Origin of the sequence: Streptomyces sp. ID05-26A (assembly GCF_033794685.1) — a bacterium.
Classification (GTDB): Bacteria; Actinomycetota; Actinomycetes; order Mycobacteriales; family Pseudonocardiaceae; genus Lentzea.
Map to the genome: position 1 here is coordinate 1,680,154 of NZ_JARAYZ010000002.1, position 12,374 is coordinate 1,692,527.

The 12,374-nt window shown below is 69.1% G+C and carries 12 protein-coding genes; 5 read left to right on the top strand and 7 right to left on the bottom strand.

Annotated elements, in window-relative coordinates:
• Window positions 1-2: 2 nt before the first annotated feature.
• Entirely contained in the window at window positions 3-1,088 is a 1,086-nt protein-coding gene (locus tag PV646_RS23310) for a Zn-dependent alcohol dehydrogenase (RefSeq protein WP_500344292.1), read from the bottom strand.
• A 79-nt stretch (window positions 1,089-1,167) separates the two neighbouring features.
• Entirely contained in the window at window positions 1,168-1,359 is a 192-nt protein-coding gene (locus tag PV646_RS23315) for a ferredoxin (protein ID WP_500344293.1), read from the bottom strand.
• Between the two features lie 45 nt (window positions 1,360-1,404).
• Between PV646_RS23315 and PV646_RS23320 the strand changes: the two genes are divergently transcribed.
• Together PV646_RS23320 and PV646_RS23325 are read left to right on the top strand one after the other, a co-directional pair.
• On the top strand, window positions 1,405-2,565 hold the full coding sequence (locus PV646_RS23320) for an acyl-CoA dehydrogenase family protein (protein ID WP_500344294.1): 1,161 nt from the start codon (window positions 1,405-1,407) through the stop codon (window positions 2,563-2,565).
• Between the two features lie 8 nt (window positions 2,566-2,573).
• Window positions 2,574-3,485 (top strand): acyl-CoA dehydrogenase family protein, encoded by a 912-nt coding sequence (locus PV646_RS23325; RefSeq protein ID WP_500344295.1) that lies wholly within the window; start codon window positions 2,574-2,576, stop codon window positions 3,483-3,485.
• 63 nt (window positions 3,486-3,548) lie between these two features.
• Here the strand turns inward: PV646_RS23325 and PV646_RS23330 are convergent, their stop codons facing one another.
• On the bottom strand, window positions 3,549-4,640 hold the full coding sequence (locus PV646_RS23330; protein WP_500344296.1) for an NAD(P)H-dependent flavin oxidoreductase: 1,092 nt from the start codon (window positions 4,638-4,640) through the stop codon (window positions 3,549-3,551).
• Complete coding sequence (locus PV646_RS23335) at window positions 4,621-6,207, bottom strand: acyl-CoA synthetase (RefSeq protein WP_500344297.1); 1,587 nt, start codon at window positions 6,205-6,207, stop codon at window positions 4,621-4,623. The genes PV646_RS23330 and PV646_RS23335 overlap by 20 nt, the downstream gene beginning before the upstream one ends.
• A 74-nt stretch (window positions 6,208-6,281) precedes the next feature.
• Between PV646_RS23335 and PV646_RS23340 the strand changes: the two genes are divergently transcribed.
• From PV646_RS23340 to PV646_RS23350, 3 genes are all read left to right on the top strand, one after another.
• Window positions 6,282-7,073, top strand: a complete 792-nt coding sequence (locus tag PV646_RS23340) for a crotonase/enoyl-CoA hydratase family protein (protein ID WP_500344298.1) — start codon at window positions 6,282-6,284, stop codon at window positions 7,071-7,073.
• A 96-nt stretch (window positions 7,074-7,169) separates the two neighbouring features.
• Window positions 7,170-7,937: a hypothetical protein gene (locus PV646_RS23345; protein ID WP_500344299.1), complete on the top strand. Its 768-nt coding sequence runs from the start codon at window positions 7,170-7,172 to the stop codon at window positions 7,935-7,937.
• 16 nt (window positions 7,938-7,953) lie between these two features.
• Window positions 7,954-8,676: an HAD family hydrolase gene (locus tag PV646_RS23350; protein WP_500344300.1), complete on the top strand. Its 723-nt coding sequence runs from the start codon at window positions 7,954-7,956 to the stop codon at window positions 8,674-8,676.
• On the opposite strand, the gene kstD is transcribed toward PV646_RS23350, so the two are convergent.
• The 3 genes from kstD to PV646_RS23365 are packed head-to-tail and all read right to left on the bottom strand — an operon-like array spanning window position 8,673 to window position 12,353.
• Window positions 8,673-10,379: a 3-oxosteroid 1-dehydrogenase gene (kstD, locus tag PV646_RS23355; RefSeq protein WP_500344302.1), complete on the bottom strand. Its 1,707-nt coding sequence runs from the start codon at window positions 10,377-10,379 to the stop codon at window positions 8,673-8,675. The genes PV646_RS23350 and kstD overlap by 4 nt on opposite strands.
• Window positions 10,376-10,828: a pyridoxamine 5'-phosphate oxidase family protein gene (locus PV646_RS23360; RefSeq protein WP_500344303.1), complete on the bottom strand. Its 453-nt coding sequence runs from the start codon at window positions 10,826-10,828 to the stop codon at window positions 10,376-10,378. The genes kstD and PV646_RS23360 overlap by 4 nt, the downstream gene beginning before the upstream one ends.
• On the bottom strand, window positions 10,821-12,353 hold the full coding sequence (locus PV646_RS23365; RefSeq protein ID WP_500344304.1) for an acyl-CoA synthetase: 1,533 nt from the start codon (window positions 12,351-12,353) through the stop codon (window positions 10,821-10,823). Before PV646_RS23365 ends, PV646_RS23360 begins: the two co-directional genes overlap by 8 nt.
• Window positions 12,354-12,374: the final 21 nt, after the last annotated feature.

The window sequence follows — 12,374 nt, forward strand, 5'->3', positions numbered from 1 at the left end:
TCCTAATCGAAGAGGATCACCTGGCGGATCAGGGATCCGCCGCCCTTGAGCGCCTGCAGGCCCTCGTTCACGTCCTCGAGCCTGATCCGCTTGCTGATCATGCCTTCGAGGTCGAGCCGGCCCTGCCTCCACAGCGCGATCATGCGCGGGATGTCGCGGCGGAAGTTCGCCGTCCCGTAGAACGATCCGTGCAACGTCTTGTCGTGCAGGAAGAGTTCCTGGGCGCTGAACGACACCATCGCGTCCGCCCGGCCCGCGCCGACGACGACCGTGTGGCCACCGCGGCGGGTCAGGTCCCACGCCTGGCGGATCGTGGCGGGCAAGCCGACGACGTCGAACACGTAGTCGAAGCCCATGCCGAAGTTCAGCTGGTTGTTGAGGTCCACGACGCCGTCGGGCGTCGTCGCGTGCGTCGCGCCGAACCTCTGCGCCACCTCGTGCTTCTCCAGCACGGGGTCGACGGCGACGATCCGGGCCGCGGCGGCGAGCCGGGCCCCCTGGATCACCGCGACACCGACCCCACCGCAGCCGATCACGGCCACGCTGGCGCCCGCCTCGACCTTCGCGGTGTTGAGCACCGCTCCGACGCCGGTCAGGATGCCGCACGACAGCAACGCGGCGACGTCCCACGGCACGTCGTCGTCGATCTTCACGGCCGCGTCGGCGGGCACGACCATCTCCTCGGCGAACGCGCCGAGCCCGGCGTAACCGAAGGCCGGGTTGCCCCCGACGACGAACCTCGGTGACGTGAAAGCGGAGATGGTGTGTATGAGGCACAGATGCGACTGGCCCGTCACGCACTGGGCGCACTTCCCGCACGGCGGCACGAACGTGATCGCCACGTGGTCACCGACCGCGAGCGACGTCACGGCGCTCCCGATCTCGGCGACCTCACCGGCGCCCTCGTGGCCGACGACACCGGGTGCCAGGGCCGGCAGTGTTCCGTCCATTGCGGACAGATCGCTGTGGCACACCCCGCACGCCTTGATCCTGATGCGGATCTCCTGCGGCCCCACCGGGGTGGTGGTCACGTCGTCGCGGAGCTCGAGCTTGTCGTCGCCTACCTGGTTGAGCACGGCAGCCTTCACCGGTATCACTCCTCGCTGAGCTCACGGTCGAAGTAACCCGTCGCACACTAGAATCTGTTCTTGTTCATGACAAGGCCCATCAGCGTGAGAGCCGCAGCGCGCCCATGGGGCACGACGCCACCGCGCGTTCCGCCGACGCTTCCTCCCCCGAGGCCAACTCACCATCCCGGATCTGCAGAACCTCGTCGTCGTCGAGGTCGAACACCTCGGGCAGGATGGACATGCACTCCCCGTGCGCCTCGCACAGCGCGGGGTCGACGCCGACCTTCATCACGGCCTCCTGACATCAAGTAGAACTTGTTCTAGAGTAGCGGTCATGCGCATCGGTTTCACGCCCGAACAGGAGCAGCTGCGCCAGGAGTTGCGGGCGTACTTCGCCGCGCTCATGACGCCCGAACGCAAAACCAGCCTCGCCGGGGGCGGCGACTACGGCGACGCAGCGGTCTACAAGGACACCGTCCGCCAGATGGGTCGCGACGGCTGGCTGACCATCGGCTGGCCGGAGGAGTACGGCGGCCGGAACAGGCCGATGATCGAGCAGCTGATCTTCCTGGACGAGGCCTCCGCGGCCGGTGCGCCGGTGCCGTTCCTGACGCTGAACTCCATCGGCCCGACGATCATGTCGCTCGGAACACCCGAGCAGAAGGCGTTCTACCTGCCGAAGATCGCGTCCGGTGAGCTGCACTTCGCCATCGGCTACTCCGAACCGGAGGCGGGCACCGACCTCGCCGCCCTGCGCACGAGAGCGGTCCGCGACGGCGACGAGTACGTGATCAACGGCCAGAAGATGTGGACGAGTCTCGTCCAGTACGCCGACTACGTGTGGCTGGCCTGCCGCACCGACCAGGAGTCTCAGCGGCACAGGGGTTTGAGCATCCTGATGGTGCCGACGACCGATCCCGGCTTCTCCTGGACCCCCGTGCCGACGATGTCCGGGCCCACGACCAGCGCCACCTTCTACGACAACGTGCGGGTGCCCGCGGCGAACCTCATCGGCGAGGAGCACAAGGGCTGGAAGCTCATCACCAACCAGCTCAACCACGAACGCGTCGCCCTCTGCTCGGCCGCGCCACTGCAGACCGCGCTGCGCGAAGTTCGTCAATGGGCGGACGAAACCGGCGCCGCGGAACAGGAGTGGGTGCGCCTGCACCTCGCCCGCGTGCACGCCAAGACCGAGTTCCTCAAGCTCATCAACTGGCGCATCGCGTCCGGTTCCGACGAGGCCCCCTCACCGGCCGAGGCCTCCGCGACCAAGGTGTTCGGCACCGAGTTCGCTACCGAGGGCTACCGCCTGCTGATGGAGGTGCTGGGCGCCAACGGAATCGTGCGCACCGGCTCTCCCGGCGCACTGTTGCACGGCCGGGTGGAACGGATGCACCGGTCGGCGTTGATCCTGACGTTCGGCGGCGGTACCAACGAGATCCAGCGGGACATCATCGCGCGGACGGGCCTCGGGCTCCCCGCTGTACCTCGGTAGGAGATGCCATGGACTTCACGCTGACCGAGGCGCAGCGCGAGCTGGCCGGTCTGACCCGCAAGATCCTCGACTCGTCGGACACGCCGTGGCCCGATCTCGTGAAGTCGGGTGTCGTGCCGGAGCAGGCCGACGAGTTCGGTGTGCTGGAACAGTGCTCGGTGCTGGTCGAACTGGGCCGGGCGGTCGCGACGGTCCCCTACCTGCCCGCGACGGTCGCGGCGTCGGCACTCGCGGAGTTCGGCACACCCGAGCAGCGCCGGCGCTGGCTGACGCCGGGAACCGTGCTGACCGTGGCACTCTCGGAGGCCGACGGCGTGCGGACCGCGGTGCCGTTCGCGCGGACCGCCGCCGCTTTCCTGGTGGCGCACGGCGAAGAGGTGTTCCTCGTCGAGGCGGACCAGCTGGAGATCACCCCGCAGGAGCTGGTCGACGGCTCCGACGCGGGGTCCTTCGAGTTCTCCGGCGGCGAGGTCGTCCCCGGCCTCTCCCCCGACTGGCTGATCACGCGGTACACGCTCGGCCTCTGCGCGGTGCAGCTCGGCGTCACCGAGCGCGCTCTGGAGCTGACCGCCGAGTACGCCCGCACCCGTGTGCAGTTCGACCGGCCCATCGGCAGCTTCCAGGCCGTGGCGCAACGACTCGCTGATGCGTACATCGACGTCGCGGCCATCCGCCTGACCCTCTGGCAGGCCGCCTGGCGGCTCTCCGAGGGCCTGGACGCGGCGGCGGAGGTGGCGACGGCGAAGTTCTGGGCCGCCGACGCCGGGCACCGCGTGGCGCACACCGCCGTGCACGTCCACGGCGGCACGGGCATCGACATGAGCCACGACGTCCACCGCTACTTCACAGCGGCGAAGCGCAACGAGTTCGAGCTGGGCGGGGCGACCGCCCAGCTCCTGAAACTCAGTGCCGCGATGTGATCAGCCGCAGACCCGCAGCCGAAGACGCACAGCTGCGGGTCAGGCCTGCCGTTCCGGGCCGTGTCAGCGGCCCAGCGACGTCAGCCTCTTCACCGTCTCGTCGAACTCCGCCAGCAGGTCGGCCATCACGTCCGCGACCGGCCGGACCTCGTTCATCCGCCCGACGACCTGCCCGACCGGCATCGACACCACGGACGGGTCGGCGGACCGGGCGATCCGGTGGTGCGCCTCGCTGACCAGGATGTTCTGCAACGGCATCGGCAACGGCTCCGGCGCGTCCGGCGACGCCCACGCCTCCGTCCACCGCGTCTTCAGCAGCCGCGCAGGTTTGCCCGTGTAGATGCGGGTGCGGACGGTGTCGCTGGAACCGGCCGCCAGCAGGGCTTCCTGCGTGCTGGAGTTGCCCAGTGTGTACTCGGCCGTGGTGAGCCAGTACGAGCCCATCCACACGCCGGACGCGCCGAGCGCCATCGCCGCGGCCGCCTGTCGTCCCGAACCGATGCCGCCCGCGGCGAGCACCGGGACGTCGACCGCGTCCACGATCTCCGGCACGAGCACCATCGTGGCGACCTCACCGGTGTGCCCGCCGGCCTCGTAACCCTGCGCCACCACGATGTCGACGCCGTTGGCCACGTGCCGTCGCGCGTGTTCGGCCTTGCCCGCCAGTGCCGCCACCGGCACCCCGGCCGCGTGCACCCGCTCGATGACGTCCGTCGGGGGTGAGCCCAGCGCGTTCGCGATGAGCCGGATCGGGTGTTCCAGCGCCACGTCGACGTGCGAGCGCGCGACGGAGTGCAGCCAGCCGAGCACGCCCTCGCCGCCCTCGCCGTCGGGCAGAGGTGGCACGCCGAGCTTGAGCAACGTCTGCTGCACGAACTCCTTGTGGCTCTGCGGGATCAGCCCGGCCAGGTCGATCTGCGTGCCCTCCTTCGGCACGGTGGCGGGCATGACGATGTCGACGCCGTAGGGCTTGCCGTCGGTGTTCTCGTCCATCCACGTCAACGCGCGGTCGAGGTCCTCCGCCTCGTTGAACCGCACGCACCCGAGGACACCGAGCCCGCCCGCCCTGCTGATCGCCGCCGCCACGTGCTCGGACGGCGTGAAGCCGAAGACGGGGTGCTCGATGCCCAGCTCGTCACACAGGCTGGTGCGCATGGTCCTCCACGTGGCGCTTCGCCCACTGGTAGTCGGGTTTGCCGCTGGGGGTGCGGCCGATCTCGCCGACGAGCCACAACGACCGCGGCACCTTGTAGCCCGCGAGCGACTCGCGGACGTGCGCGTCCAGTTCGGACAGTGTCGGCGTGGCACCATCGCGCGGCTGGACGATCGCGCCGACGCGCTGGCCGAGCAGGTCGTCGGGGATGCCGATCACGAGCGCGTCGAAGACGTCCGGGTGCGACTTCAGCACCCCTTCGACCTCCTCGGGGAACACCTTCTCGCCGCCGGTGTTGACGCAGGTGTTGCCGCGCCCCAGCAACGTGATGTCGCCGTCCTCCTCGAACCGGGCGAAGTCGCCGGGCACGGTGAACCGCTTGCCGTCGACCTCGACGAACATCCGCGCGGTCTTCTCCGGGTCCTTGTAGTAGCCGATCGGGATGTGCCCGCCACGCGCCAGCTTGCCGATCACACCGGGTGCCGGCTCGAGCCTGTTGCCGTCCTCGTCGATGACGATGGTGTCCTCGTTGAGCTTCACCTTGGTGCCGTCGGTCTTGACCATCTCCTTGGACACCGCGCCGATGCCGGTGGACCCGGTCTCGCTCGACCCGATCGACTCCAGCAACGTCGTGTGCGGCAGGAGCTCCTGGTACAGCTTCTTCACGGGATAGGAGAACAGGGCGGCACTGCTGTTGAGGATGAACAGCGACGAGCCGTCGTAGTCGTTGCGCTGGAACTCCTCGATCAACGGCCGGCCCATCGCGTCGCCCGTGATGGCCGCGACCTGGACCTTCTCCCGCTCGATCGCCCGCCAGATCTCGGCGGGGTCGAACTTCGGCACCAGCACCACCGTGCTGCCGCAGAACAGCGCGCCCAGCACGGCCCACTGCGCCGCGCCGTGGATCAGCGGCGGGAGGCAGAGGCGGACGAGGCCGTAGTCCTTGCCCGACTTGGCCTGCTGCCACTCGTCGGTCAGCCGTTCGCCGGTGACGAAGTCGATGCCGCCGCCGAGCGTGCGCCACACGTCCTCGTGCCGCCACATCACGCCCTTGGGCATGCCGGTCGTGCCGCCGGTGAACAGGATGTAGAGGTCATCGGGGCTGCGCGGCCCGAAGTCCCGCTCCCCCGACTCCTCCGCGAGCGCCGCCTCGTACTCGACACCGGCGAACTCCTCGTCGGACTCGTCGTCGATCACGACGATGGGCCCGGGAGCGCCGACTTCCGCGACCAGCGGCGAGTACCGCCGTTCGTGTACCAGAGCGACCAGATCGGCTTCCCCGAACAAGTATTGCAACTCGTTCTTGGTGTAGCGGTAGTTCACGTTGATGGCCACGGCACGCAGCTTGTAGACCGCGAGCAGGGCTTCGACGAGTTCGATGGAGTTGCGCGCGTAGAGCCCCACGTGCGCACCCTGCGTCACGCCGTTCTTTGCCAGGTGGTGAGCCAGTTTGTTGGCTCGCGACTCCAGCTCGGCGTAGGTGACCCGCTTGGACCCGCACACGAGCGCGGTCCTGTCGGGCACGGTGTCGGCGGCGTGTTCAACGAGGTCTGCGACGTTGAGGGCCATGGTAGGCAAAGTAGAACGTGTTACTGTTCGGGACAATCCCCCGTGCGGTCAGACTCGATCCAGGAGGCCTGTGAATGACGACCACGACGGAACCACACGCGTTGGTGGACCTGGTCGGCAACGTCCTGGTCGTCACGATGAACCGGCCCGAGGTCCGCAACGCGTTGTCCGGCCCCATGTTGGCCATCATGAAGGACGCGTGGGACCGAGTGGACTCCGATCCGGACGTCCGCGTCTGCGTCCTGACCGGCGCGGGCGGCTCGTTCTGCGCGGGCGCGGACCTGAAGGCCATGACGTCCAACCACCCCAGCGAGAACGCCGGCAAGTTCGACTTCTCCGTCATCGAACCACTGCTCAAGGGACGTCGATTGACGAAACCGCTCATCGCCGCGGTGGAAGGACCCGCGGTCGCCGGTGGCACGGAGATCCTGCAGGCGACCGACATCCGGGTGGCCGGTGAGAGCGCGCGGTTCGGCGTCTCCGAGGCGCGCTGGGGCCTGTTCCCCCTGGGCGGCTCGGCGGTGCGGCTGCCGCGCCAGATCGCCTACACGGTCGCGGCCGACCTCCTGCTGACCGGGCGGCACATCCGGGCCGCCGAGGCCAAGGAGATCGGGCTGATCGGGCACGTGGTGCCGGACGGCCAGGCGCTGGACAAGGCCCTCGAACTGGCCGCGCTGATCACGGCCAACGGGCCGATCGCGGTCCAGAAGATCCTGCAGACCATGCGGGAGACCGAGGTGATGCACGAGAACGAGGCGTTCCAAGTGGACGCCCGGCTGGGCATGGAGGTGTTCTCCAGCGAGGACGCCAAGGAGGGGCCGCGAGCGTTCGCGGAGAAGCGCAAGCCGGAGTTCAAGGGCCGGTAGACACCTCCCGGACGAATTCGTTCGAGCCCGTAACACTCGGCGGCACCGCTCCGATCTGCGTATCAAACAATCCGCAGTCCGGGGCAGGGGCCAGTCTTGAGACACTCCGATCAAGAGACCGACAACGGGATAGACGGCAACGTCAGCACGGCGTTCCAGGCCGGGTCGATGGCGTTCACCCTCGGAGCTCCCGCCAAGTCCCTGCGGGGCAAGAGCTTCTGGGCCGCGACCGCCGCGGTCACGGTGATCGCCGTCGCCGGTGTGTCCACACTGGCGCTGAAGTTGATGCCGTCCGGCGAGCCGGTGAAGGAGATGCCGGCCGCTGTCACCAGCGAGAACACTGCTGAGATCGTTCCAACCCCGGCACCCGCCATCGTCCCGCCCGGCACCACGACCACCGCGGGCCGTCCTGCCCCGATCGTGCCGACAGCGCGTCAGACCGTCAGCACCCCGGCCGTCGTCCCACCGGTCGTCACGACGACCACCGCCAAGGCAGCCACGGTTCCCCCACCCGCGACCACGGGCGACGGTGTGCGGTTCAGCGGCCAGTTGAGGTTCGCGAGCTTCCACCTGGACCCCGTCCCTCCCCGGGACGTGCCGGAGTCGAACGTCTGGGCGCTCACCCCGACGCGACTGCACGGTGATCCCGGCTACTGGCTGGCGGAATGGTTCGCGGAGGGCGTGCCGGGACGGGCCGACTGCCTGGCGCACCTCGGCGAGAACGCGACACTGGACGCTGACAACGTCGTCGTGGGCAGCCGGGTGTGCGGGAAGACCCCTGCCGGAAGGATCTTCCGCATCGACGTGATCGCGCTGGACGGCAGCGCGATCACCGGCCAGGTCACGATCTGGGAGGCGGTCTGATCGTTAGCATCGGTCCGTGAGCCCTGTTGTCATCATCGACCTCGACGACTGCCTGATCCCCGACGGCGCCGCGGCGCGCGCCGCCATCGCCTCGGTGCTGAGCGAATTCTCGCTCGCCTCGGACGTCCAGGCCGTCGACACCGTGCTCGCCGCCGCACGGCGAGAGTGGCGTGAGAACCGCCAGGTCACTCATCGCGAGGTGGAACGGGTCGCCTCCTGGGAAGCGCTCTGGGCGGACTTCCACGAACTGCCGATGCCGGAGGACGTCGTCCAGGCGTTGGTGGGCAACGACGTGCGGGCGTGGCGGCTCGCCCTGGACGATCTGGGCAGTGATGCCGACGCCGGAAGCGCGGCGGCGGCGTTCCGCGGAGCGCGCAGGGCCTTGGTGCGGCCGTTCCCCGGCGTGGAGTCCGCTTTGGACTCACTGCGCGAACGTCACGAACTGTGGCTGGCCACGGACGGCTGCCGGTCGCTCCAGCGCGCGAAGATCGAGCTGTCCGGTCTGGCCGACCGGTTCGAGCGCGTGTTCGTCTCCGGCGAGGTCGGACATCCCAAGGGCACCGCAGGGTTCACCGCCGCGGTCCGCGAGGCGCTGACCGGCGGACGGACGGTCTGCCTGGTCGCCGGGGACAGCACGACCACCGATCTCCTGCTCGCGGAGACCGGTGGCTGGCCGTTCGTCCAGATCACCGAGCGGCTCAGGTTCGTCGACGTCCCCGCCCTGTGCCGCTGTCCCTAGAGGTCGTTCGCCGCGATGTACCCGAACGTCATGGCGGGCCCGATGGTCGATCCCGCCCCGGCGTAGCTGTTGCCCATCACGGCCGCGCTCACGTTGCCCGCCGCGTAGAGCCCCCGGATCACCGAGCCGTCCGGTCGCAGCACGCGGGCACGCGCGTCGGTGACGAGGCCGCCCTTGGTGCCGAGGTCGCCGGGCACGATCTTGAAAGCGTAGAACGGCGGCGCCCACAGCGGTGCGAGGCACGAGTTCGGGAAGACCGCCGGGTCGGTGTAGTAGTGGTCGTAGGCGCTGTCGCCGCGTTTGAAGTCGGCGTCCCGGCCGGTCATGGCCTGGCCGTTGAACCGGCTGACGGTCGACTTCAGGTTCGCTCCCGGCACGCCGATGGCCGAGGCCAGGCCGTCCAGCGACCAGTTCTTCACCACCGCACCCGACTGGTACCAGCCGTCGGGCAGCGGCAGCGTCGGCGCGACGTCCGCGAACAGGTACCTGTTGCGGTAGTTCTGGTCGACGACGAGCCACGCCGGAATGCACGGGTCGGACGGGTTCTTGTCGTACATGACGTGCACGACGTCGCTGTAGGGCGCGGCCTCGTTGACGAAGCGGCGACCGGCGGCGTTGATCATCAGGCCGCCGGGGAGCGTGCGTTCGGCGAGGCAGAAGTACGGGGTGCCGGGCACCGGGATAGCGGGACCCCACCAGGCGTCGTCCATCAGGTCCACGGCGGCGCCCGCGCGCAGGCCGGCCCGGTGGCCGTCGCCGGTGTTCTCCTTCGCGCCGACCGTCCACTGAGTACCGATCGGCTGGCGCTGGTACTGGGCGCGCATGGCCGCGTTGTGCTCGAAGCCGCCGGAGCCCATGATCACGCCGCGACGGGCCCGCACGGCGCCCCGCGAGGTCAGCACTCCCTTCACGACGCCGTTCTCGACGATCAGGTCCTGCAACCCGGTGTTCAGCCAGACCGGCACCTGAGCCTGCAACAACCCCGCGCGCAGCCCGCCGGCCAGTGCCTGCCCCATCGTCAGCGGCTTCTGGCCCGCCAGGGCGGCGGCGGTGCCTCGCGCCAGGGCGGCCGCCGCCGTCGCGGCGCCCTTCGCGTTGACCAGGGCCAGTGCCAGCCACTTGTAGTCCGCGCCGTAGATCACCATTCCGGCCGGTGTGGACAGGTACGGGGCGTTCAGGTTCGCGAGTTCGGGCCCGAGGACGCGGCCGTCGAGCATCTCCGGCTCGATCGACCGTCCCTTCGCGATGCCGCCGGGGTACTCCGGGTAGTAGTCGCTGTAGCCGTCCATGTGCCGGAACCGCAACGGGCTGTTGCGCATGACGAACGAGATCATCTGCGGCCCGTACGACAGGTACGCCTGCTGCCGCACCAGGGGGATGTCGCCGACGACCGCCGCCATGTACTGCGCGGCCTTCGCGGGCGTGTCCGGCACACCGGCGGCGAGGATGATCTCGTTGTTGGGGATCCAGATGCCGGCGCCGGACCGGGCGGCCGAGCCCCCGTAGGTCGGCGCCTTCTCCACGACCACGCAGCTCAGGCCGCGTTTGGCCGCGGTGAGCGCGGCGGTCATGCCGGCCGCTCCCGCACCGACGACCACGACGTCGAACTCGCCGAGGTCGGCGGACGCGGTGGCGGGTCTGACGAGTCCGGAGGCCAGTGCGAGACCGGCTCCGGCGAGCACCTGACGGCGGTTCAGGTTCACGGGTTCACTCCAGACATCGTCTTCCGGTGGTCCCAGCTGGCTGTCTTGGTCGGACGGAAGATCACGGCGACGCGCCTCGACATCGCCTTGCGCAGTGCCTCACGGGCCTGGGGGTCGTCGCCGACCTCGCCGAAGTTGCGCTCCACCACGGCGTCCACGACCGGGCCGAGGTCCGTGAACTCGGTGACGCCCTCCATGTGCACGCCGCGAAGCTGGTCGTAGGACTCCCCCGCCTCGGCCAGCACGCTGCAGCGCGGATCACGTTGCAGGTTCAGGATCTTCTGCGACTTGCGGTCGGTGCAGAAGACCAGTTCGCCGTCTACCCACGCGAACCACATCGGCGCGAGGTGCGGCAGCCCGTTGCGGCCGATGGTGGCCACGATCAACGTCTTCTGCCCGGCCAGGAACGTCTCGACCTCGTCGGCCGACATCTTGATGGCGTCACGCACTGCCTGAACTCTTTTCTTGGCTCCGTAGCTTTCGCTTGTACAGCTTGCCGTTGGGGTCGCGCGGCAGCTCGTCCATGTACTCCACGGTGCGCGGCAGCTTGAACTTCGCGAGCCTCGTCCGCGCGAACTCCAGCAGTTCCTCGGTCAAGGCTTCCGAGGGTTCAACGCCGTCGACCGGCTGCACGACGGCCTTGATCGCCTCACCCCAGTCCGCGTGCGGCACACCGAACACCGCCACGTCCGCGACCTTGGGGTGGCAGATCAGCTCACCCTCGATCTCCGCCGGGTAGATGTTCACCCCGCCAGAGATGATCATGTCGTTCTTGCGGTCGCACAGGAACAGGTAACCGTCCTCGTCGAGATACCCGATGTCCTGCAACGTGAACAGCTTGCCCACGCGCGCGGCACGGGTCTTCTCGGAGTCCTTGTGGTACTCGAAGGTCGAGTCGCCCATCCGCATGTAGACCAGGCCCTGCTCGCCGACCGGCAGCTCGGTCCCGTCCTCGCCCAGGATCTTGATCTCGGACGTCGGCCACGGCAGCCCGACCGAACCCGGTTTCTTGAGCCATTCCGTGGCGCTGATCGCCGTGCCACCGCCCTCGGTGGCCGCGTAGTACTCGATCACGACCGGCCCCCACCAGTCGAGCATGCGGCGCTTGACCTCCAGGGGGCAGGGCGCCGCGCCGTGGATCATCGACCGCAGCGACCCCATGTCGTACTTGGCCTTCACCTCGTCCGGCAGCGCCAGCAACCGGTGGAACTGCGTCGGCACCATGTGGCTGTGAGTGACCTTGTACCGCTCGATCAGCCGCAGCATCTCCTCCGGCGCCCAGTGGTCCATGAGCACGGCGGTGTGGCCGAGCTGGATCGAGATGGTCACGAAGTTCAGCACGGCCGTGTGGTAGAGCGGAGACCCGCACAGGTGCACGTGCCCGTCGTGCGGCTTGATCCCGAAGATCCCGAAGAACCAGGCGGCGCTCGGCGGCACGGTGTCGGGGTCCGCGCCGGTCAACGGCCTGCGCACGCCCTTGGGCCGGCCGGTCGTGCCGGAGGTGTAGAGCATCGGCGACCCGGTGGTGCGGCCGTCGGGCCTGCCCTCCTCACCCTCGCCGAGCTCGGCCAGCGGCTCGAACCCCGCGATCTCACCGACCGCGAACCGCGCGTTCGCCGGCAGGCTCGCCGCCGCCTCGGTCGCGGCGACCGCGAACCGTTCGTGGGCGACGAAAGCCTTGGCACCGCTGTCCTGCACGAGGTACGCGACCTCGGCGCCGGTCAGGTGCCAGTTGGCCATCACGACGTAGAGACCGGTCTGGTAGGCGGCGAAGTACACCGCCACCAGGTCGGCGCTGTTGGGCAGCATCAGCACGATGCTGTCGCCGGGTTGCAGGCCCAGGGCCCGGAACCCGCGTCCGTAGCGGTTCGCGTCGGCCGCGAGCCCGGCGTAGGTGATCTCGCGACCACTCGGATCGACCAGCGCGGTCAGGTCCGGCTGATCGGCAGCGATGTTCCAGAGTCCTATGACCACACCCTCAAAGTAGAACGCGTT

Excerpts from the sequence above, each read along its gene's own strand:
- PV646_RS23340 (WP_500344298.1), top strand. The coding sequence starts at position 6,282 with ATGACGACCACGACGGAACCACACGCGTTGGTGGACCTGGTCGGCAAC.
- PV646_RS23320 (WP_500344294.1), top strand. The coding sequence starts at position 1,405 with ATGCGCATCGGTTTCACGCCCGAACAGGAGCAGCTGCGCCAGGAGTTG.
- PV646_RS23330 (WP_500344296.1), bottom strand. The coding sequence starts at position 4,640 with ATGCGCACCAGCCTGTGTGACGAGCTGGGCATCGAGCACCCCGTCTTC.
- PV646_RS23335 (WP_500344297.1), bottom strand. The coding sequence starts at position 6,207 with ATGGCCCTCAACGTCGCAGACCTCGTTGAACACGCCGCCGACACCGTG.
- PV646_RS23315 (WP_500344293.1), bottom strand. The coding sequence starts at position 1,359 with ATGAAGGTCGGCGTCGACCCCGCGCTGTGCGAGGCGCACGGGGAGTGC.
- PV646_RS23325 (WP_500344295.1), top strand. The coding sequence starts at position 2,574 with ATGGACTTCACGCTGACCGAGGCGCAGCGCGAGCTGGCCGGTCTGACC.